Source organism: Megamonas rupellensis DSM 19944, assembly GCF_000378365.1.
GTDB lineage: Bacteria > Bacillota > Negativicutes > Selenomonadales > Selenomonadaceae > Megamonas > Megamonas funiformis.
The window spans coordinates 1-24,947 of record NZ_KB899592.1; the positions used below are offsets into that span (position 1 = coordinate 1).

General features: G+C 28.3%; 19 protein-coding genes and 1 pseudogene. 18 read left to right on the plus strand and 2 right to left on the minus strand.

Features of this window, described 5'->3' with window-relative positions:
* Positions 1 to 77: 77 nt before the first annotated feature.
* A pseudogene (locus tag F553_RS12340) lies at positions 78 to 188 on the minus strand (transposase); the annotation flags it as partial.
* Positions 189 to 516: 328 nt separating this feature from the next.
* Between F553_RS12340 and kdpA the strand changes: the two are divergent.
* From kdpA to F553_RS0109050, 8 genes are all read left to right on the plus strand, one after another.
* Positions 517 to 2,340 (plus strand): potassium-transporting ATPase subunit KdpA, encoded by a 1,824-nt coding sequence (kdpA, locus tag F553_RS0109015; RefSeq protein WP_018999838.1) that lies wholly within the window; start codon positions 517 to 519, stop codon positions 2,338 to 2,340.
* Positions 2,341 to 2,357: 17 nt separating this feature from the next.
* Positions 2,358 to 4,424 carry a potassium-transporting ATPase subunit KdpB gene (kdpB, locus tag F553_RS0109020; RefSeq protein WP_018999839.1) on the plus strand — a complete coding sequence of 689 codons (2,067 nt, stop codon included), beginning with the start codon at positions 2,358 to 2,360 and terminating at the stop codon, positions 4,422 to 4,424.
* A 16-nt stretch (positions 4,425 to 4,440) separates the two neighbouring features.
* On the plus strand, positions 4,441 to 5,031 hold the full coding sequence (kdpC, locus tag F553_RS0109025) for a potassium-transporting ATPase subunit KdpC (RefSeq protein ID WP_018999840.1): 591 nt from the start codon (positions 4,441 to 4,443) through the stop codon (positions 5,029 to 5,031).
* A gap of 99 nt (positions 5,032 to 5,130) precedes the next feature.
* A complete protein-coding gene (locus tag F553_RS0109030) occupies positions 5,131 to 7,833 on the plus strand; it encodes an ATP-binding protein (RefSeq protein ID WP_018999841.1) in 2,703 nt (900 codons plus the stop codon).
* On the plus strand, positions 7,826 to 8,524 hold the full coding sequence (locus F553_RS0109035) for a response regulator (RefSeq protein ID WP_018999842.1): 699 nt from the start codon (positions 7,826 to 7,828) through the stop codon (positions 8,522 to 8,524). Before F553_RS0109030 ends, F553_RS0109035 begins: the two co-directional genes overlap by 8 nt.
* Positions 8,525 to 8,834: 310 nt before the next feature.
* Entirely contained in the window at positions 8,835 to 10,223 is a 1,389-nt protein-coding gene (locus F553_RS0109040) for an MFS transporter (protein WP_018999843.1), read from the plus strand.
* A 24-nt stretch (positions 10,224 to 10,247) separates the two neighbouring features.
* Positions 10,248 to 11,060, plus strand: a complete 813-nt coding sequence (locus tag F553_RS0109045; protein WP_018999844.1) for a phosphatidylinositol-specific phospholipase C domain-containing protein — start codon at positions 10,248 to 10,250, stop codon at positions 11,058 to 11,060.
* 45 nt (positions 11,061 to 11,105) lie between these two features.
* Positions 11,106 to 11,816, plus strand: a complete 711-nt coding sequence (locus F553_RS0109050) for a PHP domain-containing protein (protein WP_018999845.1) — start codon at positions 11,106 to 11,108, stop codon at positions 11,814 to 11,816.
* Between the two features lie 105 nt (positions 11,817 to 11,921).
* On the opposite strand, the gene F553_RS0109055 is transcribed toward F553_RS0109050, so the two are convergent.
* Positions 11,922 to 12,770 (minus strand): AraC family transcriptional regulator, encoded by an 849-nt coding sequence (locus F553_RS0109055; protein ID WP_018999846.1) that lies wholly within the window; start codon positions 12,768 to 12,770, stop codon positions 11,922 to 11,924.
* Positions 12,771 to 12,974: 204 nt separating this feature from the next.
* Here F553_RS0109055 and F553_RS0109060 point away from each other — a divergent pair, with 204 nt between their 5' ends.
* The 10 genes from F553_RS0109060 to tnpA form a co-directional block, all read left to right on the plus strand.
* Entirely contained in the window at positions 12,975 to 15,857 is a 2,883-nt protein-coding gene (locus tag F553_RS0109060; RefSeq protein ID WP_018999847.1) for a metallophosphoesterase family protein, read from the plus strand.
* A gap of 289 nt (positions 15,858 to 16,146) precedes the next feature.
* Positions 16,147 to 16,737 (plus strand): class I SAM-dependent methyltransferase, encoded by a 591-nt coding sequence (locus F553_RS0109065; protein WP_018999848.1) that lies wholly within the window; start codon positions 16,147 to 16,149, stop codon positions 16,735 to 16,737.
* A complete protein-coding gene (locus tag F553_RS0109070) occupies positions 16,707 to 19,166 on the plus strand; it encodes a DEAD/DEAH box helicase family protein (RefSeq protein WP_018999849.1) in 2,460 nt (819 codons plus the stop codon). Before F553_RS0109065 ends, F553_RS0109070 begins: the two co-directional genes overlap by 31 nt.
* Positions 19,167 to 19,301: 135 nt before the next feature.
* The gene (locus tag F553_RS0109075; RefSeq protein WP_018999850.1) at positions 19,302 to 20,588 is read left to right on the plus strand and encodes an AAA family ATPase; all 1,287 of its coding nucleotides are present in this window, start codon (positions 19,302 to 19,304) and stop codon (positions 20,586 to 20,588) included.
* Between the two features lie 217 nt (positions 20,589 to 20,805).
* A complete protein-coding gene (locus tag F553_RS0109080; protein ID WP_018999851.1) occupies positions 20,806 to 21,693 on the plus strand; it encodes a DUF8370 family protein in 888 nt (295 codons plus the stop codon).
* A gap of 98 nt (positions 21,694 to 21,791) precedes the next feature.
* The gene (locus tag F553_RS11835; RefSeq protein ID WP_018999852.1) at positions 21,792 to 22,013 is read left to right on the plus strand and encodes an arsenate reductase/protein-tyrosine-phosphatase family protein; all 222 of its coding nucleotides are present in this window, start codon (positions 21,792 to 21,794) and stop codon (positions 22,011 to 22,013) included.
* 70 nt (positions 22,014 to 22,083) lie between these two features.
* Positions 22,084 to 22,542 carry a hypothetical protein gene (locus tag F553_RS0109090; protein WP_018999853.1) on the plus strand — a complete coding sequence of 153 codons (459 nt, stop codon included), beginning with the start codon at positions 22,084 to 22,086 and terminating at the stop codon, positions 22,540 to 22,542.
* Positions 22,529 to 23,317: a hypothetical protein gene (locus F553_RS0109095; protein WP_018999854.1), complete on the plus strand. Its 789-nt coding sequence runs from the start codon at positions 22,529 to 22,531 to the stop codon at positions 23,315 to 23,317. The genes F553_RS0109090 and F553_RS0109095 overlap by 14 nt, the downstream gene beginning before the upstream one ends.
* Positions 23,318 to 23,513: 196 nt before the next feature.
* A complete protein-coding gene (locus F553_RS0109100; protein ID WP_018999855.1) occupies positions 23,514 to 24,755 on the plus strand; it encodes a hypothetical protein in 1,242 nt (413 codons plus the stop codon).
* A gap of 18 nt (positions 24,756 to 24,773) precedes the next feature.
* A partial coding sequence (gene tnpA / locus F553_RS12345; RefSeq protein WP_156809630.1) for an IS200/IS605 family transposase occupies positions 24,774 to 24,947 on the plus strand: 174 nt, incomplete at its 3' end.

Below are 24,947 nucleotides of genomic sequence, written 5' to 3' on the forward strand. Positions count from 1 at the left end.
CCTTTAAAAGCTTCCAACCAGCTTGTTTGAGCGTGAATGATTTATATTTTCGTATCTTTTTAAAAGATGGTGGTGCCCTTTAATCGTTCATCAACACCATTGTTCAACACTTTTCTACGATATTTAGGACAAAATACTACATGATATTTACAAGAATATACTATATTATTATTTGATTTATATTTCATAAAAGTATTATATAACTATTAAAAATATAATACAACAAAAAAACAATGATATCGAATCATTGTTTTTTAGCGAGCTTATATCCCCATAAATAAATTTAGGGGCTTTACGCTCGCATTTGGTAAAAAGCCTTTAAAGTGCAGTTTTTTATCTTAATACAATCTTAATATAGTAGCTATATTTCATAACACTATTTTTATTTTTCCTATAGTAAGATATAAAAATGCAAGGAGGAATAAAAATGGAAATTTGGATTTGGATAAGTGGCGTAGTCGCTATATTGTTGCTTATCTATTATTTTTACATACTTATGAAGGGAGATGAACAATAATGAGTGCAGATATCATCATACAATATCTTGTATTTTTAATTGTACTTGTTATTTTTTCTATTCCATTAAGTACTTATATGGCAAAAGTAATGAATGGAGAACATGTATTTTTGTCTAAAATATTATCACCGATTGAAAATCTTATTTATAAAATTATAGGTGTAAAAAAAGATGAAGAAATGACTTGGAAAACATATTTATCATCTGTAATATGGTTTTTCTTTATTGGTTTAGGTTTTTTATATATTTTTCAATGTTTTCAGGATAAATTGCCATTTAATCCACAGAATATTGATGCTATGAGTTGGCACTTATCTTTTAATACAGCAGCAAGTTTCGCTACAAATACAAACTGGCAAGCATATAGTGGTGAAGCACAATTAAGTTATTTTTCTCAATTTATGGGACTTACTACGCAAAACTTTGTTTCAGCAGCAACTGGTATAGCAGTTTTATTCGCTTTAATCCGTGCATTTGTTAGAGCAAAATCACAAACTATTGGTAATTTTTGGGTGGATTTAACACGTTCTATAATTTATATTTTATTACCATTAAGTGTAGTAGTTACTATGTCTTTAGCTTCTCAAGGTGTAGTACAGAATTTATCTCCGGGGCAAGAAGTACAATTAGTTGAACCTATTGCTGTGGATAGTGAGGGGAATATTATTGAAAATGCAACGATTGATAGAAATAATAATGTAGTATTTGTTGATGGCGAAAAAGTAAAAGATGCGACAATTGTTACAAAACAATTTGTGCCAATGGGACCTGGTGCAAGTCAGATTGCTATTAAACAGTTAGGTACAAATGGTGGAGGTTTCTTTGGTGTAAATTCTGCGCATCCATTAGAAAACCCTAATTCACTTACAAATATGATAGAATGCACTGCTTTATTATTAATTCCAGCAGGATTATGTTTTACATTTGGTCGTAATATAAGAGATAAAAAACAGGGCATTGCTATTTTTACAGCTATGTATATTATGTTGATAGCATTTTTATCAGTAATAGCGATAAATGAACAGAACGGTACACCACAGCTTGCTCAAAATGGTGCTGTAGATATTGTTAGTACGGATTATCAAGCTGGAGGAAATATGGAAGGTAAAGAAGCTCGTTTTGGTATAGTTCAATCTTCTACTTGGGCAGCTTATACAACAGCTGCATCAAATGGTTCAGTAAATTCTATGCATGATAGCTATACACCTCTTGGCGGTTTAGTTACAATGCTTCAAATGCAATTAGGAGAAGTTATTTTTGGCGGTGTTGGTTGTGGTTTATATGGTATGTTAGCGTTTGCCATATTAACAGTATTCATTGCTGGACTAATGGTTGGTCGTACACCAGAATATCTCTGTAAAAAAATAAAACCATTTGAAATGAAATGGGCTGTACTTGTATGTTTGGCAACACCAATTGGTATTTTAGTAGCAAGTGGCATTGCAGCTATAGTGCCTAGTGTAGCAGACAGTTTAAATAATGTAGGAGCTCATGGTTTTTCTGAAATGTTATATGCTTATTCTTCTGCTGGTGGCAATAATGGTTCTGCATTTGCTGGCTTTAATGCGAATACACCATTTTTAAATACTAGTATTGGTTTAACTATGATTTTTGCACGTTTATTACCTATTGTTGGTATTTTAGCTATAGCAGGTAGTTTAGTACAGAAGAAAAAAGTGGCAGTTACCGCAGGTACTTTATCTACAAGTAATGCAATGTTTGTGTTCTTGTTGATATTTATTGTAATTTTAGTAGGTGCGCTAAACTTTTTCCCAGCGTTATCTTTGGGACCTATTGCTGAATATTTCAGCATGATTTCATAAGGGGAGTGCTAAAAATAATGATAAAAACTAAATCAGCTCTCAGTGATAATCAAATGGTTGTAAGAGCTATTAAAGATTCATTTATAAAATTAAGTCCAAAAGTGCAAGCTGAAAACCCTGTAATGTTATTAGTATATATTTCAGCAATTTTGACTTCTTTACTTTGGGTAGCATCACTTAGTGGTGTACAAGATGTTTCATCTGGTTATACTTTAGCAATTGCTATAATTTTATGGTTAACTTGTATTTTTGCTAATTTTGCTGAAGCTATTGCTGAAGGCAGGGGCAAGGCACAGGCTGATGCACTTCGTGCAGCTAAAAAAGATGTAGAAGCGTATAAACTTCATGATGCAAATAATAAAGAAAATTATGAGGTAGTAGTATCTTCTTCATTAAAAAAAGGAGACATTGTTATTGTTAAAGCAGGTCAACAAATTCCTGCTGATGGTGAAGTAATTGAAGGGGCAGCATCTGTTGATGAATCAGCAATAACAGGTGAATCTGCTCCAGTTATTAGAGAAAGTGGTGGCGACCGTAGTGCTGTAACAGGTGGTACAACTGTTACTTCTGATTGGCTTGTAGTTCGTGTTACTTGTGATAGTGGCGAATCTTTCTTGGACAAAATGATTTCTATGGTTGAAGGCGCTGCGAGAAAGAAAACTCCAAATGAAATGGCTTTGCAGATTTTTTTAATAGCTCTTTCTATTATTTTCATTTTAGTAACAATGTCTTTATATACTTACTCTGATTTTTCTGCTAAACAAGCAGGTATGGAAAATCCTTCTTCAATAACAACTTTAGTCGCTTTACTTGTGTGTTTAGCTCCTACGACAATTGGTGCTTTGCTTTCAGCTATTGGTATAGCTGGTATGAGTAGATTAAATCAAGCTAATGTATTAGCAATGAGCGGTCGTGCTATTGAAGCTGCTGGTGATGTTGATATTTTAATGCTTGATAAAACAGGCACAATAACACTTGGAAATCGTCAAGCTTCTGAATTTATTCCTGTAGATGGAATTGATGAAAAAACTTTGGCAAATGCAGCTCAATTATCTTCTTTAGCAGATGAAACACCTGAAGGTCGTAGTATTGTAATTTTGGCTAAAGAAAAATTTGGCATTCGTGGTAGAAATATTGAGGAAAATCATATGGAATTTATACCGTTCACTGCTAAAACTAGAATGAGTGGTGTAAATTATGATGGACATGAAATTAGAAAAGGTGCTGCTGATGCAGTAAAATCTTATGTAATAGAAAATGGTGGTATTTATTCTGCACAGTGTGAGGAAGCTGTGAAACGTGTAGCTCAAATAGGTGGTACACCATTGGTTGTAGCTCAAGATTATAAAATATTAGGTGTTATTAATTTAAAAGATATTGTAAAAGATGGTGTAGCAGAAAAATTTGCTGACCTTCGTAAAATGGGTATTAAAACTATTATGATTACAGGTGATAACCCATTAACAGCAGCAGCTATAGCCGCTGAAGCAGGTGTAGATGACTTTCTAGCAGAAGCTACACCAGAAGGTAAATTAGCCATGATACGTGATTTTCAAGCTAAAGGTCATTTAGTAGCAATGACTGGTGATGGTACAAATGATGCTCCAGCACTTGCTCAAGCAGATGTAGCAGTAGCAATGAATACAGGTACTCAGGCTGCTAAAGAAGCTGGTAACATGGTAGATTTAGACTCTTCACCTACAAAATTAATTGAAGTAGTTCGCATTGGTAAACAATTGTTAATGACTCGTGGTAGTTTAACTACATTTAGTATTGCTAATGATTTAGCAAAATATTTTGCGATAATACCATCATTATTTTTATCTTTATATCCTGGATTATCGGCATTAAATATCATGAATTTACACAGTCCTCAATCTGCAGTTTTATCAGCAATAATTTATAATGCACTTATCATTGTGGCATTAATTCCTTTGGCTTTAAAAGGTGTAAAATATCGTGAAGTACCCGCAGGGGAATTGTTAAAAAGAAATCTTTTGATTTATGGTTTAGGCGGTATTATAGTGCCATTTATATGTATAAAAATTATTGATGTTATATTAGTTGGTCTAGGTCTAGTTTAAGAAAGGTGAGTTTGTAATGGATAATTTCAAAAAAGCATTGCTATCAGTAATTACTTTCACTGTTTTTTGTGGATTTATTTATACAATGGTAATGACAGGTATTTGTCAGGTATTATTTCCAAACTCTGCAAACGGCAAAATTATCGAAGTAAATGGTGTAAAATATGGTAGTGAATTATTAGGTCAACAATATACAAGTGATAGATATATGTGGGGTCGTATAACAAAAATTGATGTTAGTACTTATAAAGATGATGAGGGAAATCAGTTAGCATATGCAGCTCCATCAAATTTAAGTCCTGCAAGTGAAGATTATGAAAAATTAATAGCACAGCGTGTAGAAAAAATCAGAAAAGCTAATCCAGAAAAAGGTAATGAGCCTATTCCTGTAGATTTGGTTACTAATTCTGGTAGCGGTTTAGATCCAGATATATCTGTAGCTGCAGCAAAATACCAAGTAGAAAGATTAGCTCGTGAAAATAATATGACTAAAGAAGAAGTAAATGCTATTATCGATAAATGTACTAATCATAAAGTATTAGGCTTCTTTGGTGAAGAAACAGTAAATGTTTTAAAAGTTAATTTAATGTTAGATAAGATAATTTAATATTTTAAATGGATAACCTCCACGTCAAATATATATCAAATATATTTTGATGTGGAGGTATATTGGTTTATAACATATATGTAATTGGGAGGGGCTTATATGCCAATTATACGAAAATCGCCAGAGAAAATTTTGGAACAAATTCATAGAGAAGAGCATGAATCAAAACGAGGAAAATTAAAAATATTTTTTGGCTATGCAGCAGGTGTTGGCAAAACTTATGCTATGTTAGAAGCTGCACATGAAGCCAAAAAGCAAGGAATTGATGTAGTAGCAGGCTATATAGAACCTCATGCAAGACCAGCAACTGCAGCTTTAGTTAATGGTTTAGAAGTAATTTCACCATTAGTGATTAATCATAAAGATATAGCTTTAAATGAATTTAATTTAGATGCAGCTATAAAAAGAAATCCACAACTAATTTTAGTTGATGAATTAGCACATACAAATGCAGGTGGTTGTCGTCATATCAAACGTTATCAAGATATTGAAGAATTATTGAAAGCAGGCATTGATGTATATACAACAATTAATGTACAACATATAGAAAGCTTAAATGATATTGTGGCTTCAATTACCAAAATAATTGTGAGAGAACGTATACCAGATAGAATTTTTGATGAAGCTGAGCAAGTGGAATTAGTAGATATAGAACCATCGGATTTAGTAACACGTTTATCAGAAGGAAAAATTTACCAAAAAGAACAAGCTGATAGGGCATTGGGTAATTTTTTTACTGTTGAAAATTTAACAGCGCTTAGAGAAATTGCACTTCGTCGCATGGCTGATAGAGTAAATAAAATATCTTTAAAGGTTAAAAATGAAAATAATAAAGATTATTATACGAATGAACATATTTTAGTATGTTTATCATCATCGCCATCAAATTCTAAGATTATTCGTACAGCGGCAAGAATGGCAAATGCTTTTAAAGCTCAATTTACAGCTTTATTTGTGCAGACATCAAGTTTTGAAAAAACTTCATTAGAAAATAAAAAAAGATTGAAGGAAAATATTCATTTAGCAGAGCAATTAGGCGCTAAGATTGAAATGGTAGTAGGAGAAGATATACCGTTTCAAATAGCAGAATTTGCAAGACTTGCTGGTGTATCAAAATTAGTCATAGGAAGAAGTACTGCTAGAAATGGATTTATGCGTTTAATGCGTAAATCTTTTACCGATAAATTAATTGAACAATTACCGAATTTAGATATACATGTAATTCCAGATAATAAAGCTTTATTTTATAAAAATTTTTGGAAGAAATCAGTAAATGAAAGAGAGATATGTAATACATCAGATATTATAACTATATTAGTTATTTTAATAATAACTAGTATGATTGGTATGTTATTTTATTCGATGAATTTAGGCGAAGCTAATATCATGACAGTATATATCTTAGGTGTATTAATTGCTGCCTTAAAAACATCTAAGAGATTATATAGTGTAGTATTATCCGTTTTGAATGTATTAGCATTTGATTTTTTATTTATTGAACCTAGATATACTTTTACGGCATATGACCCAGTATATATTATTACGTTCTCTGTAATGTTTGTATCAGCTTTTGTTACAGGAGGTCTTACTAATAAAATAAAAAAACAAGCTATACAGTCTGCTAAATTAGCTTATCGAACTAAAATATTATTAGAGACAAATCAATTATTCCAACAAGCAGGCAGTGATGCAGCTATAGCAACAGTTACATCTCATCAACTTTTAAAATTGTTAAACAAAACAATAGTGTATTATAGTGCGGATAAAAAAGGCTTATTGCCACCTGTTGTTTATAATGTAAAAAATGATGTTCATACAGAACAATTGATAAATAGTAATGAAAGAGCTGTAGCACAATGGGTTTATAAAAATAATAAACGAGCAGGTGTAAAAACAGGTACATTAAATAATGCTAAATGTCAGTATTTGGCAATTCGTTCTAAAGATAATGTATATGGTGTTGTAGGTATAGCTATTAATAATGAGGATTTAGATGTATTTGAAAATAATTTGGTCTTATCTATTTTAGGTGAATGTGCATTAGCTTTAGAAAAAGAAATCTACAGTAAAAAGCGTCAAGAAATTTATTTACAGGCAAAAAATGAACAGCTTAGGTCAAATTTGTTGCGTTCAATTTCACATGATTTAAGAACACCACTTACAAGTATTTCTGGTAATGCTGACTTTTTATTGAGTAATAGCGCTAAAATAGATGATGTTAAACGACAGGAATTATATAATAATATTTATGATGATTCAATGTGGTTGATTAATTTAGTAGAGAATATTTTATTTATTACGCGTATAGAAAATAAGACGATGAAGATTAATTTACAAACTGAGTTATTAGACGATATTATAAATGAAGCTTTAAAGCATTTATATCGTCGAGGAAAAAATCATCATATAGTTTTTAAAGAAATAAAAGATATAATGATGGTGAAAGTTGACGCACGTTTATTAGTACAAGTATTTATAAATATAATAGATAATGCCATAAAATATACTCCAAAAGGTTCAACTATTATTATTAGTGCAAAAATAAAAAGTGATAAAATTGAAGTTTCTATCGCAGATAATGGTCAAGGCATTAGTGATGAAGCAAAAGATAAGCTTTTTGAAATGTTTTATACAGTAAATTCTACTGTAGCTGATAGTAGAAGAGGAATTGGTATAGGTCTTAGTTTGTGTAAATCTATTATTATAGCACATGGTGGAGAGATAAAAGTAAGAGATAATAAACCACAAGGAACAGTTTTTATATTTACGTTACCAAAAGAGGAGATAAATTTTAATGAATAAGCCAATGATATTAATTGTTGAAGATGATGCAGCAGTTAGAAATTTAATATCTACTACATTAAAAATGAAAAATTATAAATTTCACGTAGCAACTACAGGCTCACAGGCTTTATTAGAAGCAGTATCAAATCAACCAGATATTATGCTATTGGATTTGGGGCTTCCTGATATGGATGGGGTAGAAATTATAACAAAAGTTCGTTCGTGGTCAAATATGCCAATTATTGTAATTAGTGCTAGATGTGAAGATAGAGATAAAATTGAAGCTTTAGATGCTGGGGCAGATGATTATATAACAAAGCCTTTTTCTGTAGAAGAATTTTTAGCTAGACTTAGAGTTACTATTCGCAGGATAAATTATGTACAAACTCCGCATAAGGAAAATAGTATATTTGTTAATGGAGAGTTAAAGATAGATTATGTATCTGGTTGTGCATATTGTAGAGGTAAAGAATTACATTTAACACCGATTGAATATAAATTATTATGTTTATTGGCTAAAAATATAGGCAAAGTATTAACGCATACTTATATAACACGAGAAGTATGGGGTAATGCTTGGGATAATAATGTGGCTTCTTTGCGTGTATTTATGGCTACATTGCGTAAGAAAATAGAAATAGATACAGCTAATCCAGAATATATTCAAACACATATAGGGATTGGCTATCGTATGTTAAAGATTGATTGATAATATAATTATTGATAGTAGTTGTATAAAAAATATTTAATATTATAAATTTAAAATTATATAGAAAAACCTCTAGAATTTTAGATAAATATTCTAGAGGTTTTTATTTTGTTGTTAATTTTTATTAGAATATTTTATTAAATTACTGTATAAAAAATTTCTAATTTATGAAATACAATATAAAAAAACAATATTTTATATAAAAATTAATATAAAAGTGATAAAAATAACAAAAATACAAATATTGAAAAAACTAATATGAATTACAATAAATATATAGTTATACATAGACAAATGAGGAGGTCTAATTATGAAACATTTATTATTAAAGTACGGGTTTACACCAGCTACATTTTTCCAATTAATTCTTATAACGATAAATGCTCAATTATTATATGCATTTTGGGATATAAGAAATTCGGTTCCAGGGGGATTTCCAGCAGCATTAGGCGTAACAGATCAAGAAGCAGGATATTTATATTCTATGCAGGGCTTAGTTATTTTAGTTGGTACAATTGCTCTAGGCTGGGTTGGAGACAGATTTTCTATACGTAATATAATGTTATTATCATCATTAGGAGTAGGATGTATTTCATTATTTATTACTTTGTTTTCACCAGGACTTAGTATGCCAGTATTACTAGCTTGTTTCTTTTCAATGTTGTTCTTTTCAGAAGTTTTATTTAAACCAGCAAATTTTAAAGCTTTACGTTCGTCAACAAGTGAAGAGCATCAGGGATTAGTATTTGGACTATTTGAATTTGGTCGTGGGGTATTAGCTTTTCTTATTTCATTACTTTGGGCAGGTATGTTGTATTATCAAGTTGCTCCAAAAACTATGATGCTTGCATCATGTGTTATTGTACTTTTGACAGGTCTTGCAGTTTATTTTGTTGTTCCTAAAGATGTAAAAGTTGGTGATGAGGACACTCATGTAGAAAGTAGTATGGAAGCAATAAAAGGTATTGGATATGTTGCAAAATTGCCAGTAGTATGGATTGCAGGTTTAAATGTTTTTTGTATATATGGAACATTTGTAGCAGCTGGCACTTATTTTGCAAGATTTTTACAAGCTGGTTATGGAACATCAGCTGTAGCTGCTGCTGTATTTGCTAGTATTGTAATTGGTTTAAGAATGTTACCATTAGTATCATCTATTCTTGTTGAAAAAGTTTTTGAATCTACAGCTCATTTTATGAGAACTTTACAAATTATTTTAGTAATTTTACTTTCAGCTATTGCATTTATATTCTTTACTAATCATCCAGATATCGCTTTATATAGCCAAGGATATCTTCCAGATCAAGCTCCAGAAGGATTAATTTCATCAGGAATGTTTACATTATTAATGGTTTTAATGTTATGTGCATCAGCTTGTTGTTTTATGATTCGTGGTGTATATTATGCTCCAATTGGTGAATTAGGAGTTGCAAAAAAACATTCATCCGCAGCAATGTCATTTGCAATTACATTAGGATATTTACCAGCATTACTTGCTCCAATAATCCTGGGAGGTTTAGTACAGTCACCTGAAAAAGATGCAGCTGGACATATTATTCGTTCTTATTTGACAGATACACATGTATTAGCTATGGCTTTTGTTGGATTAGCTGTTTTAGCTTTAGTTGCTGTATGTATGTCTCATATGCTTGTTAAACTTAGAGCAAAATTAATTAAAGAAAATAAAATTGAAGGATAATATGCATTGAATTGAGGAATAATTATGAAAAAATATAATTTATCAAATTGGATGAGTATGATTTCTGATGATACATCTATTTGTGATTTATTAATACCAGGTACCCATGATACTATGACTGCGACTTGTGATCAAAGATATTATAAAACACAGAATCTTTCATTAGATGAACAATTACAATGTGGTGTTCGATTTTTTGATATGCGAATTAGACGTGAAATGATTGCAGCACATCGTGAATGGCATAGTAATATTACAATGAATGAGATTATGAGTACGTTAAAAGATTTTTTAGAAAAATATCCTTCAGAAGTAATTATTATGCGAGTTCAAAATGCAAATGAATTAAAAGATGACTATCCAGAATATGGAATAGCATTAAAAAATGAGCTTGTAAAATTTATGCCATTATTTTATAAATGGGATAGTAGAGCAACAATATTTCCTAATTTAGGATTAGTGCGTGGTAAAATTATTGCATTAGAATGTAGTCCTATTGAATATAAATTTTATGAATTTGATAATAAGATTTGGGCTCAAACTTGGCATGACAATAAATTTATAGATTTACAAGATTTATGGGATGGACCGAGTATTGAGGATAAGAAACAAGCAATAAAAAATAATTTTACAGCTAAAATATCAAATAAATTATTTTTAAATCATATTAGTGCTACTAATGGTGATTTAGGATATCCAGATAGTTATGCTAATATATTAAATTCTTATTTTTTATCTCTATGCAATGAAACTGAATATAAAAATGGTGTACAAATAATGGATTTTATAGATGAAAAATTATCTAAACAATGCGTAGATAGTAATTTTCAGTTATAATAAGTTTATTAATATTAATAAAAATTTTGTATAAGAGGTTTTATTATGAATATAGTAGCAGATTTGCATACTCATACCTTAGCTTGTGGGCATGCTTATAGTACACTTACAGAAGTAATACAAGAAGCAAGTGATAAGGGATTAAAAGCTGTTGGTCTAACAGAGCATGGTCCTGGATATCCTGGAAGTGTAAAATGGGCATATTTCAATACTTATAGAGATATACCAAGAACATTTAAAGATACAAAGATTTTATGTGGAGCAGAAGTTAATATTATGGATACTTCTGGAACAATAGATTTCACATTAGATCAATTAAAGAAGTTAGATATAGTAATAGTATCTTGCCATAAAGAATGTATTGTTCCTGGTGCTGATTTAAATGAAATGATGAATGTGTGGGAAAAAATAATGCAGATACCAACAGTAGATATAATTGGACATCCGGATAATCCAATTTATCCAGTAAATGCAGATTTATTAGCACAAATGGCAGCTTATTATAATAAAGCTATAGAAATTAATAATTCATCTCCTTTAGCACGTCCTGGAAGTGAAGATTTATGTAAACAAATAATTATGGCAGCTAAGAAACATAACACATATATTAGTATTGGATCAGATGCTCATTATCATAAAAAAATTGGTCAATTTGATTATGCACAAGATTTAATATCTAAGTATGATATTCCAGAAGATTTAATAATTAATACATCTTTATTTAAAATTGAAGAATTTTTAAATTCACATCGTTAAACCCCTTTAATAATTTATTTTATAACAAATATAGAAAAGACCAATTACGATATTAATATAATCGAATTGGTTTTTTTCTATACATATAATTGAAAATTAATATCATTACCAATTTTTTCGATATTGTCCTGGAGTAATACCAATAGCTTTTTTGAAAGTAGTTTGAAAATAATTAGAGTTATTAAATCCACAACGAAAAGAGATTTCTGTAATTGTTAATTTTGTGGATATTAGAAGCATTTGTGCTTCGGAAATTCTTCGTTTATTAATATATTGCATAGGAGAAATTCCCATATAGTTTTTAAAACAATGAGATAAATAAAATTTGTTTAAATGTAGATTTTTAGCTATGATTTCTAGATTAATGTCTTCAAGGTAATGGGCGTCTAAATAATATTTTATACGTTCTGAAACAGTATTTTCATTTTTTTCTGATTTATTGGCATTTTTGCATAAATTATGAATTATTGTGATTAAAGAAGTTAAAAGAGTTGTTTGGGGGTTGTTTATTAGATAGTCTTTATTGTGAATCATTGCTAAATTTCGGCATAATAAAAAATAAGGTTGAAGATCTTTAAATGGTGAGTTTATAGAAATTATGGGGGATACGGTTAGGGGAATTAAATAATTTGGTGCTAGCCCTTGAATTTGTAAATTATTAATTCCTAATACAATTGCTGATAAAGTTTTAGATGATTCTGATATGCGATGTATTTGTTGTGGATTAATGACAAGTGTATCTCCAGGAGTTAATCGGTAATGTTTTTGATTTATTTCGTAAATGACGCATCCTTTAATTATATGAATAATTTCCAAAAATTGGCTATGTGAATGTTTTATAGATAAATTTTGGTGATATTCATTTATATCTTGAACATAAGCTAGACGAGGTACAATATTATTTTTAAATAGATTTTGTGAATGTTGACTTGTTGAAAATTTATATTCTAGCATCACAATACTCCTAATAGCAATATTTATTATGAATTATCATTATTTTATCATAGAATAAACAAGATATCTAATATAGTAATCGTTAATTTTGTGTGATTTATTAGTTAGATAAGGTTGAGTTATAATCTAATTTATATATAATAAAGCAAAAATTTATAGTATAATGTAATTATCACTAATTGAAGAAGAACATAGGAGTTTGCCATGGGAAAAATTATAATTGAACCATATTTATTAGCACTACAAGAAAATAGCGTAGTCATTGCTTGGGAAGTGAATCAAAATTCTAATTATAGCTTAAAATATAAAAAAATAGGGGCGAAAACATATAAAACTGCAAAATTACAACAATTATGTATAGATAATGGAAATAGCAATATATTATACTTTGCCCAATTAATAAAATTAGAAATAAATAATATGTATCAATATAATATTTATGAAGGAAAAACAATAATTCATAAAAATACATTTTCTACAGCAAAAAATAGTGAAAAATTAAAAATTCTTACTGTAGGCGATACACATTCTTTTGAATTACATGAAGATATACAAAAAAGTATAGAAAAACATCAACCTAATTTTATTCTTCATAGTGGAGATATATCTTTTGCGACAGGCGATCAGCGTGAACAATATGAAAAAAATTGGTTCAAATTAATATCCCAATCATTACAGCAATTTCCTGTTTATTACACACCAGGAAATCATGATAATGGCAAATATTTTGATTATTATTTTATTAAACCAATTCAAAATTATGTAAATCATGCTAGACGAGGCAACTCTTATTCAATAAATTTTAATAATACACATTTTGTATTCGTAGATAGTAATCCTTGGGGTTTATATGAAATGAATGCAATTAATTCAGATGCACAAGTTGATGATACAATACAAGAATTTATTGATACGACTATGGAATGGTTGGAAGTAGATTTGCAATCAGAAATAGCACAGAATAGTAAATGGAAAATATTGATATTACATCATCCTTATACTGATGTATTAAATAACAAATATATTTCTAGTATAGTTGATAAATATGGCATTGACTTAATTATATCTGGACATATACATTATTATACAAAAGCAATAACATCAAATAAAAATAACCAACAATCGATATATGTATCTCAAGGAACTTTACAGAAATATTATGCGGAAATTGAGCATATAACAGATAAACGACTTTTGGAAGAATTTCCAGAAGTAGTTTCTATTGGCAAAAATAATTTTGGATTATTATATATAGATAAGGATATAATTCAATATGATATTTATGGATATAATGAATTAGGAGAGGAAAAATTAATAGATACAATAAAAATATCTCATGATTTAAAAGAACTTGAAATTAGTAATGTTTTAGTAGAACATGTAGATAATATTGGCACATTAAAAATATCTGGAGAAATTTATAATCCTAATTTATCAGTAGCTAAAGCTCAATTTGATTTATATGATAATGGTGAAAAGAAAAATATTGCATTATTTGGTTTATATTCATTACGTCATAATATATTACTTGATCCACATGCTAGAAGTAGTTTTATTGCATATTATATTGCAAGTAAGGCAGGAGAACATTTAATTGAAATTGCTAACAAAGAGTTTAATTGTATAGTTTTTGAACATGCTCAAGTAGAATATATGAATTTTAGATGTAAAAAATTAGTTATGCAACAAGGTGTATATATACATGCATCTATTGATATAAAGAATAATATAGATAGAGAAATATATACTAATATACCATTATTTGTTAATCAACATATGATAGAAACAAAAAATATATTTCTTAATCCATATCAACAGTATAATATAGAATTTATATATAAAGTAAAAGAAACTGGAAAATATCATATAAGTATTGGTTCTACAAATTCTAAAGTAGTAACAATATATGGTAGTATAAAATTAATACCACATGTTAAAAATATGTCTGGAAATCGTCATTATGGATTAATACATGGATGTCCACGTTTAGAAAAATATAAAAATAATTATCAACTTTGCTTAGATAATGATACAGATTATATTGAAATTCCTGCTGCTAAAGATTTAATAGCTAACAAAGGTTTTACAACTATAGTTTCAGCAAATATACAACGATTAGCTAATGAAAATGAAATGGGACATAATCCGTTGATGGTTCGAGGAAAATCTGTAGGTTGGGGAGCAACTTATTTGTTTAGAATGGTTGTAGAACGAAGCGGTATTCTAAGATGGGGAATTTGTCATGATATTACTGAAAAAAATTGGCGAGGCGGAAAAATAAAATTGCATAAAATGGCTAGATATGCACTGTCTTTTGATAAAGAGCATGGTGGAGCCTCTTATGTAGATGGAATTCCAGTAGCATATGTAGAAGGTATTTCAAAGGAATCAATATTGCGTCAATGGGATGATCAACCTATATTTATAGGTTATTCTTATATTGGTCATATTATACCAGAATTAGGTAGACCAAAATATTATACTCATTTGAATGCTAAGATATCAGAAGTTAAATTTTATTTAGATTCATTAACAGAAATGGAATTAAAATCTAAATCAGAAAAGAAAGATATATCTACAAAGCGTCTTGCTATTGACTATGATTTTTCTGAAATATTAACGATTGGTAGTCATACAACTGAATGGAAGTATTTGGAAGGTAAATGTAATAATTTGAAATGTAATAAGAAAACATTGCAATTTCAACAATTAATGGTAAACGCAAATATTCCACTTAATGCTTCTATTGTATTAACAATTGAAGTTTCAGATAATATGGTACATTTAATAGATAAGAAAAAGGTGATTTTAAAAGATGGTGTAAATTATATTGATTTATCAGATATAATTCCAGCAAAACATATTAGATTAAATGCCAAATTTGCTGGTATTATAAATGAGCAAGGAACTTTTGCACCAGAAATTTTTGAATATAATGTTTCTGTAACAGATGGAACGTATTTTAGTTATTTTTATTGGGGAACTTATGCAGATTGGGCAAGAGGTAAATTTACGGGAGCTGTTCATATACCACCAGAAGATAGGTTAGCACAGTATCCAGAGTATACAGATATTATTCATGGATAATTTATGTGTTTACGATAAGTAATAGAAGAATCCTTTAGAAATATATTTATATAATTCTAAAGGATTTTTTATTTTTATCGGCAAAATAAAATTGAAAAATAATTGATATTTTTAGTTAATAACTTGCTGATAAAGGCAAAAAGTTTAGAATGAAATTGTTTTTAGTATAAAATATGTAAAGAAGTAAAGGATATGGCATAAAGTCATATCCTTTTTTTATTAATTTTTTAGTTAAATAGATAGTGTATAATAAAATAATATATTGATATATTTGAGAAGGGTTTATTTTATGTTGAATAAGACTATAAATTATTATGATATTAATGCTAAAGAATTCGTTGAGGGAACTTTGAATGTGGATTTTAAGGCTACTCAAGATAAGTTTATAAATAAATTGCCAGCTAAAGGTTATATTTTAGATTTTGGCTGTGGTTCTGGTAGAGATACGAAGTATTTTTTAGCTAAAGATTTTAATGTAGATGCAATAGATGGCTCGATAGAACTTTGCAAAATCGCTAGTGAATATACAAATATAAAAGTTCGTCATATGTATTTTAATGAATTATCTATAGTAAATAAATATGATGGCATATGGGCTTGTTCTTCTATATTGCATTTATCTTTAGATGATTTAGTTGATGTTTTTAAGAGAATGAGTCAGGCTCTAAAAGATGAAGGCATAATCTATACATCATTTAAATATGGAGATTTTTCTGGCGAGCGAAATGGCAGATATTTCACAGATATGACAGAAGATAGCTTTGCTAAATTGATTGTCAATGTAGACAATCTGAAAGTAGAAGAACAATGGATAACAGCAGATGTAAGACCACAGCGAGGAAATGAAAAATGGCTCAATCTAATCTTAAGGAAGAAATAATAGATTTTACAAATGTTTTAACTGGTGGGCAGACAAAATCTAAGCAATTATATTTTCAATTAAAAAACAGTATAGATAAGGCTAAAAGAATAGATATCATTGTTTCATTTTTGATGGAGTCAGGAGTGCGTTTACTTCTAAAAGATTTGAAACAAGCAGTAGCTAAGAAAATACCGATAAGGATTTTGACAGGAAACTATTTAAATATAACACAGCCATCAGCATTGTACTTAATAAAACAAGAATTAAATAATCAAGTAGATTTAAGATTTTATGATGATAATACACATTCATTTCACCCCAAAGCTTATTTCTTTCATTATGATGACTATAGTGAAATATATATAGGTTCATCAAATATATCAAGAAGTACTTTAACTACAGGTATTGAATGGAATTATAGATTTAATAATTTACTGGATAAAGATAGTTTTCAACAGTTTTTCATAACTTTTGAGGATTTATTTTATAATCATGCTATTGTTATCACTGATGAAGAATTATATAGATATGCTAAATACTGGCGAAAACCAGCAATAATTAAAGATTTAGAACAATATAAAACAGAAAATAAAAATATCACACCATTAATTCAGCCAAGAGGGGTACAGATAGAAGCTTTATACGCTTTGAATAACAGCAGAAATGAAGGAGCGACAAAAGCTTTAATTCATGCAGCCACAGGCATTGGCAAAACATATTTATCAGCATTCGACTCAGCTAATTATAAAAGAATATTATTTGTAGCACACAGAGAAGAAATTTTATATCAAGCAGTAGAAGCTTTTAAAAATGTCCGTAAATCTGAAGATTATGGTCTTTTTTATGGAAGACAAAAAGATAAAGATAAATCCATGATTTTTGCTTCTGTTATGACATTGGCTAAAGATGAATACTTAAATGAAGCATATTTTCCTAAAGATTATTTTGAATACATCATCATAGATGAATTTCATCATGCAGTTACTACTCAATATAAAAAAATAGTGAATTATTTCAAACCAAAATTTCTTTTAGGTTTAACTGCCACCCCTGAGCGATTAGATGGGAAAAATATATATGAATTATGTGATTATAATGTGCCTTATGAAATAACTTTAAAAGAAGCGATAAATAAAGGAATATTAGTGCCTTTTCATTATTATGGTATATATGACGAAACAGATTATTCACATTTGCATTTAGTGAAAGGTCGATATAATGAAGAAGAACTCACGAATATTTATCAAGCTAATACAAAAAGATTTGAATTGATTTATAAATATTATCAAAAATATGCTTCAAAGCAAGCTTTAGCTTTTTGCTGTTCTAAACAACATGCAGAAATGATGGCGAAAGACTTCAATAAACGAGGTATTGCTTCGGTGGCGGTCTACAGTGAAGGCAGTGGCGCGTATGCTATGGAGCGAAAAGAAGCTATAAATAAATTGAAACAAGGGCAGATAAAAGTCATTTTTTCTGTAGATATGTTTAATGAAGGTGTGGATATTCCTTCTGTAGATATGGTCATGTTTTTGCGACCTACTCAATCGCCGATTATTTTCTTGCAACAATTAGGTAGAGGACTTCGCACTTATCAAGGAAAAAAATATTTAAATGTATTGGATTTTATCGGTAATTATGTAAAAGCAGGCAAATTTATTTCGCTATTGGCTGAAAGTACAACAGAAGGCAAAAGAACTTATGTATATCAAGAAAAAGATTTACCTGACGATTGTATCCTTGATTTCGATATGCAATTAATAGATTTATTTAAACAAATGGATATGAAAACTTTAACCATGAAAGAAAAAATAAATAATGAATATTTTCGTATCAAGGAATTGTTAGAGCAAAGACCAACAAGAGTGGAGTTATTCACTTATATGGAAGATAGTATTTATCAATACTGTATGAGCCATGCAAAAGAAAATCCATTCAGACATTATTTAGATTTCTTAAATGATTTAAATGAGTTGTCTGATGATGAAAAAGCAGTATATAAAACTATTGGCAGAGATTTTATCAATTTGATAGAAACGACAGATATGCAAAAAGTATATAAGATGCCGATATTGTATGCTTTTTATAGTCAAGGAAATATAAAATCAGCGATAACAGATGAAGATGTTTTATCTACATGGAAAGAGTTTTTTAATAAAAATAAAAACTGGAAAGATTTTGCAAGTGATATGACTTATGATAAATACTTAAAGATAACGGATAAACAACATCTAGCAAAAGCAAAAACCATGCCGATAAAATATCTAAAAGTTTCAGGGAAAGGCTTCTTTGTAGAAAAAGAAGGATTTGTATTAGCTTTAAATGAAAATCTGAAAGAGATTATAAAAAATAAAGCTTTTGTAGATAATATGAGAGATGTTTTAGAGTATAGAACGATAGAGTATTATAGAAGAAGATATAATACTAGAATGAATTTTCTGTTATAGTTATACAAGAAAATATAACATTCATGTAGATAAAAATAGTTATATTCAATAAAACAACATATATGTATATATTTATATAATAACACTTGACTGTATGATTGAAGTAATATATACTATAACAATGGAGGTAAAGTTATGGAAAGAGCAATATTAAAGAGTATATCAGCTGAAAATTTTGCTTCATTTGCGGAGAAAATAGTATTTTCATGTATAGCTGATGAAAGTAAAAAAGAACATAAGATGAATACTTTTAAAATAGGAGATAATATAATAAATAAAGTTTCCTATATATATGGTGCAAATGGTTCTGGAAAAACATTTTTTTGCAAAGTTTTTAGAGAAATACAACGAATGGTAGTTTTATCACCATTATTTATGATGAAAAAGTTACCTATAAAAGATTTATTTCCAAGTGAAGATTTGTTAAAACCAATGCCTAAATTTGCATTTGATATTGCTTATAAAGATTTACCTACAACATTAGGCATTGATATAATTATTGATGAAATTACGTATCATTATGAGTTTTCAGTTTTTAATCAAATGGTTGTTTATGAGTTATTAACGAAGAAATATCGTAGGACTGAAAAAATTTTAGAAAGAACATCACCATCTTTTGAAGATATAATTTTAAAATCAGAACTTAAGTCTTTTGAAGATAATAAACATGTTGTAAAAAAAGAAGCATTGTGTTTAGCAATGGCTGCTATGTTAAATAATGACTTAGCAGATACAATAGTAAATGCTATAAAAGAAATTAATGTAGTAAATATGACATATCCCCGATTAGATCCTACTGAAATAGAAGCATTTTCGGAGGAACGCATAAAAAAATACGTAAAAGTATTAAAAAAAGCAGATCCTACTATTCGAGAAATGCATATAAACTATAAAGAAGAAGAGGTGGCAAGACAAAAAATAGAATCTGATGATTTTGAAAATAGAGAAATCATACAGAAAAAGACAACAGTAGGAGTAAAAACAGAACATGCATTATATGATCATGGATTAGAAATTGAATCAGGAACAGATCAAATTGAATTTTTCAAAGATGAATCGTTAGGAACAATAAAGTTATTTACAGCATTACCATATCTTTTTGATATTTTAGAAAAAGGTGGGGTATTAGTCTTAGATGAAATAGAAAATGGATTGCATTTATCGTTGGTAAAAGAAATAATTTCTTTATTTATAAATGAGAAAACTAATCCACATAATGCTCAATTAATATGTACGACACATCAACCTTTGTTAGTTAGCAATGACGTAAAAAAAGATCAAGTATGGGTTATTAGTAAAGATAAATTTGGGAAAAGTTTTTTAAAACGACTAAGTGATAAAAATTTCTCAAGAGCAAAAGTAAATCTTACTAATAAAATTTTAGAAGGTGCCTTAGGTTGTAATCCTGAAAAATTTTTTTAAAATATACTAATTAAAACATACTAAATAGAAAAAAACACTGAGTTTTTGTACTCAGTGTTATGAAAAGAAAAAACAATTTTACCAAATATTATTCTACCACAAAGTAGGAAAAAATAAAATATAATAAAGAACCTTTTCATCAGATTTGTCTATATTTTAAAATATATAATCTGTTTTTCTTTCTAGTATGTATATTTTATGAAAGGACAGATGCCAAATGCATTTAAGTGATTATATTAAATTAAACTGTAAAGGTCATGAAAATTTTGAGTTTGTAGATGTTAATTTAAATACAGATAATTGTATTTTTATTGATCCTGCTTTAATCGAAAGAGCAGATGATGAATGGTGCATTAATGCAAATAAATATATACAGAATTTTTTTGATTGTTTATTTGTAGCATTAAAAAATAATCATATTAATGGCTTATTAGATCATGCTCATGAACAAAATGCGACTAAATTAGGATATGGAAATGGTAATAATGGAAAAGGTAAAACAGCAAATGGTTTGGAAGTATCTCTTCAAGACTTAAAGACATTAGTGCATGAAATACCAACTATTAGTAAAGGAGAAGATATTTCTATTTTTATAAGAAATTTTGCCGAAGATGGAATGTCAGATCTTCTTACAAATATTTTGCATGAACAATTGAATGAATTTACAGCTCAACAAATGAAGAAATTAGATATTGTTTCTAATGGAGAGAAGACATTTTGGACTTGGGATATTATAAATAGTAAATGGCATCAAATAACAAGAAAAAGTTGGTTTTATGAGGGAAAAGAATTGTTGATGGTTCCAAAATGGATTGTTAGAAAAAATTATCTTTTTAATGTTAAGCAATATTTATATACAGTTATAGCTGAAAGAATAAAAAACGATAATGACTGGCAAGACATGACGAAAAAAGATGTTATAGAAAATATATCTAAAAATCATGAGGATAAACATTGGAAATATGCAACAGCAATACAATACACTAAAAAATATCCAGAAGCTTTAAAAGAATATCATAAAAAAATTCCGATGTCATATAATCGAAAAAGGAATTTAATAACTGATAAAAATTTGGATTTGATAATTTATGGTGATAAATTGTAGTAGATTTTAATTATGGTAAAGTATGCTAGAAATAAAGAGGATAGACATAAATATATGTTTATCCTCTCTTTGTTATATGTAAGTATTTTGGTAGAATTATGTTTGTATGCCATGGCAATGTTGGTCATTCAACTATGGCTGAATTTGTGATGAAAGATTTGGTGCAAAAAGAGGGTTTAGCTGATAAATTTATAATCAATTCTTCAGCTACAAGTCGTGAGAAAATTGGATGTGATACTCACTATGGCACAAAAGAAAAATTGCGTGAAAAGGGCATACCTTATACAAAAAGAAAAGCCGTTCAAATATATAATTGGTAAATATACTAAACATAGTGTATAGTAGAAGGATTAAAAACAGAATGAATTTTTAAATATAGGAGTAGAGATAATGGAAGATAGTTTTCATATGGAAATACCTATACCACCAGATAATAAAGGATTTATTCTCTTAAAATGTGCTTATTGTGGTGAGCTTTTTAAAATAAAAGTTGAAGATTTAAATGATGATGGAATTTTAAATATATATTGTCCTAGTTGTGGTTTGATAAGTGAACAGTATTTTACTAATGAAGTTTTAGAATTGGCACAAATAAAGATAAAAAATAAAGCTATAGAGATAGTAAATGAACAATTAAATAACATTGAAAAACAGTTTAAAAATAGTTTTATAAAATTTAAGAGAAAAAAAATTAAATATGAAGTAGAGCCTGTGATATATTCTAGCATTGAAGCTATGGAAGAAGTTAATTTTCTTTGTTTTAAACGTAAAGTAAAAATAAAACCATTATTAAAAGTAACAGGGTGCTATTGTCCTTTTTGTGGGGTAAAAGAATATGGAATTAAATAGAATTGAATTAAAAAAAATAATGTATGATTTTAATAGTGTATCTAATAGATTAATGCAGGCAAATATAGACGATTATATTAGTGTTCTTTTAAAGTTTATTAGATATATAGAAAATGATGAGATTATTTGGGGATATATTAATAGTTGTGGAAAATGTACTCAAAATATGGAAAAAGAATTTAAAGAAGTGTCTGAATCGTTTGGGAGCGGTATATTTTCTCTTGGAGATACAGATGATGAAGAAGTAAGAAATATTTATGCAATATTAAAATATCTTGTAGAACATAAAGGAATACTATGTTCAATCATTATGGGGTATGATAGTTCTAGAAAATATCAAGATATGCTTAGAAGTTTTAATAAGCGAGTAACGTATGTTTTAATTATTCATATTGAAAGTTATCTTACTAAAATCGGGATTGATATGGGAGTAGATGAAACAGTGAAATATAATATTAGTGTTCAAACTGGACAAGTTAATATTGCAGAAAATAATTCAAGTATTACAGCAACAAGTTCAATCAGAATGAATAATGACCAAATAGATAGATTAATAGAGAAAATAAAAGATATTTCTAAAAATATGCCAAAAGAGGAGAAAGAACTTATTAATGGTCATTTAAATACAATAAAATCAGAAATGGAAAAACAAACTCCTGAGAAGAGTTTATTAAAAACTACTATAAGTACATTAAAATATATAAAAAGTGGAACAGAATTTCTTGAAACAGTAAAAGAATTAGAAGAATTAATAAGATCAGTAATAGGATATTAATAAATGTAAAAAAAATATTTTGATATATAGTGAGATTTGAAAAATAAAATAAAAAAATTACCCTTGTAATATTTTAATATTACAAGGGTAATTTGCTTTATGATGAGATAGAAATACTTGCTAATGCCATTTTGATTATACAGAATTTTGAGTACATGCTATAATGAAAAAAATAATCAATTAGAGGAGGAGTATTATGGTTACATATTTTGAATTAAAACATTATATCGGAAGAATTTTTGGACAAAAAGATTTAGAAGATAACGATGATGATATATATGTTAATTTATCAGAGAGAGAAAATCTTTCTGATGAAAATACAAATATATGTATAATTTCAAATACTGAACTTAAAGCGTTATATGATAAGGTTTCAAATTTTTTGAATGATAATCTTGAATTTGTGACATTACAAAATTATGAAGTTGCAGTAAATATGGAGTATCCTTTTTTATATAGAAGTAATTATTCGATTGGAACTAATGATTCATTAAATGGTATAAAATATACTTTAAATTACCCGTCAATTGAATATTGTATATTTTTAATTATTAAAATAATTGATAACTATAAAATGAATAATAGAAAATCTATGCTTCCAATTAGATTACATCGATCAATAAATTATTGGAATCGTAGGTATAATAATCAAGAAGTAACTTTTCAAAATATATTACCTCAAATAATAAGTGGGTTATCATTAAAAATTGAAACTGATAAACCTACAAATTTATCTGATTTTAGAGATTATAAAACATCATTTTTTTTTCAATTTATGTATCGCTCAGGGTATGCTCTCGTTGAGTTTTTTGATATCAATGATATATTTCATTTGAATAGAAGTAGTCGAGGTCGAATTGATATTACACAGCTTAATACTCCACCGTTACGTAAATATTCTAGTGATGTGGTAGATTATTATAAACTTGCGTTATCTTCAAATGATCCATATATTGAATATCTTTCATTTTATCATATTATGGAATATTTTTATGATGAAGTTTTTAAAAAGAAGATGATTGAAGATTTGAGAGATAAGATTACTCATCCAGATTTTGTGTATAAAGATGATGATAAAATTTATCAAATTGCATTATTTGTTAAAAATCGTATGCAAATAGATGGTAGATCAGGATTAGGAAATGAACGTGAATCTTTAAAATATGTTTTATGCGAATATGCACCAATAAATGATTTAAAAGATAGAATTTCATTTATTGACTCTGATGCAATACAATACTATCAGAGTACAAAGGTTAGTTTTTGCAATGCACCTGTTATTCCTTGGAGCGATGCTCAAGGTGTATATACTCAACTTGCTAAAAGAATTTATTTTACCAAATGCGAGCGTAAAGCCCCTAAATTTATTTATGGGGATATAAGCTCGCTAAAAAACAATGATTCGATATCATTGTTTTTTATTGTATTATATTTTTAATAGTTATATAATACTTTTATGAAATATAAATCAAATAATAATATAGTATATTCTTGTAAATATCATGTAGTATTTTGTCCTAAATATCGTAGAAAAGTGTTGAACAATGGTGTTGATGAACGATTAAAGGAGTTGATTAATAATATTTGTCAGGAGCTTCACATCGATTTAATCGAGATGGAAGTAATGCCA

Bases quoted from the DNA above. Each gene is read 5' to 3' on its own strand.
- kdpA (WP_018999838.1), top strand. From the start codon at position 517: ATGAGTGCAGATATCATCATACAATATCTTGTATTTTTAATTGTACTT.
- kdpB (WP_018999839.1), top strand. From the start codon at position 2,358: ATGATAAAAACTAAATCAGCTCTCAGTGATAATCAAATGGTTGTAAGA.
- kdpC (WP_018999840.1), top strand. From the start codon at position 4,441: ATGGATAATTTCAAAAAAGCATTGCTATCAGTAATTACTTTCACTGTT.
- F553_RS0109030 (WP_018999841.1), top strand. From the start codon at position 5,131: ATGCCAATTATACGAAAATCGCCAGAGAAAATTTTGGAACAAATTCAT.
- F553_RS0109035 (WP_018999842.1), top strand. From the start codon at position 7,826: ATGAATAAGCCAATGATATTAATTGTTGAAGATGATGCAGCAGTTAGA.
- F553_RS0109040 (WP_018999843.1), top strand. From the start codon at position 8,835: ATGAAACATTTATTATTAAAGTACGGGTTTACACCAGCTACATTTTTC.
- F553_RS0109045 (WP_018999844.1), top strand. From the start codon at position 10,248: ATGAAAAAATATAATTTATCAAATTGGATGAGTATGATTTCTGATGAT.
- F553_RS0109050 (WP_018999845.1), top strand. From the start codon at position 11,106: ATGAATATAGTAGCAGATTTGCATACTCATACCTTAGCTTGTGGGCAT.
- F553_RS0109055 (WP_018999846.1), bottom strand. From the start codon at position 12,770: ATGCTAGAATATAAATTTTCAACAAGTCAACATTCACAAAATCTATTT.
- F553_RS0109060 (WP_018999847.1), top strand. From the start codon at position 12,975: ATGGGAAAAATTATAATTGAACCATATTTATTAGCACTACAAGAAAAT.
- F553_RS0109065 (WP_018999848.1), top strand. From the start codon at position 16,147: ATGTTGAATAAGACTATAAATTATTATGATATTAATGCTAAAGAATTC.
- F553_RS0109070 (WP_018999849.1), top strand. From the start codon at position 16,707: ATGGCTCAATCTAATCTTAAGGAAGAAATAATAGATTTTACAAATGTT.
- F553_RS0109075 (WP_018999850.1), top strand. From the start codon at position 19,302: ATGGAAAGAGCAATATTAAAGAGTATATCAGCTGAAAATTTTGCTTCA.
- F553_RS0109080 (WP_018999851.1), top strand. From the start codon at position 20,806: ATGCATTTAAGTGATTATATTAAATTAAACTGTAAAGGTCATGAAAAT.
- F553_RS11835 (WP_018999852.1), top strand. From the start codon at position 21,792: ATGTTTGTATGCCATGGCAATGTTGGTCATTCAACTATGGCTGAATTT.
- F553_RS0109090 (WP_018999853.1), top strand. From the start codon at position 22,084: ATGGAAGATAGTTTTCATATGGAAATACCTATACCACCAGATAATAAA.
- F553_RS0109095 (WP_018999854.1), top strand. From the start codon at position 22,529: ATGGAATTAAATAGAATTGAATTAAAAAAAATAATGTATGATTTTAAT.
- F553_RS0109100 (WP_018999855.1), top strand. From the start codon at position 23,514: ATGGTTACATATTTTGAATTAAAACATTATATCGGAAGAATTTTTGGA.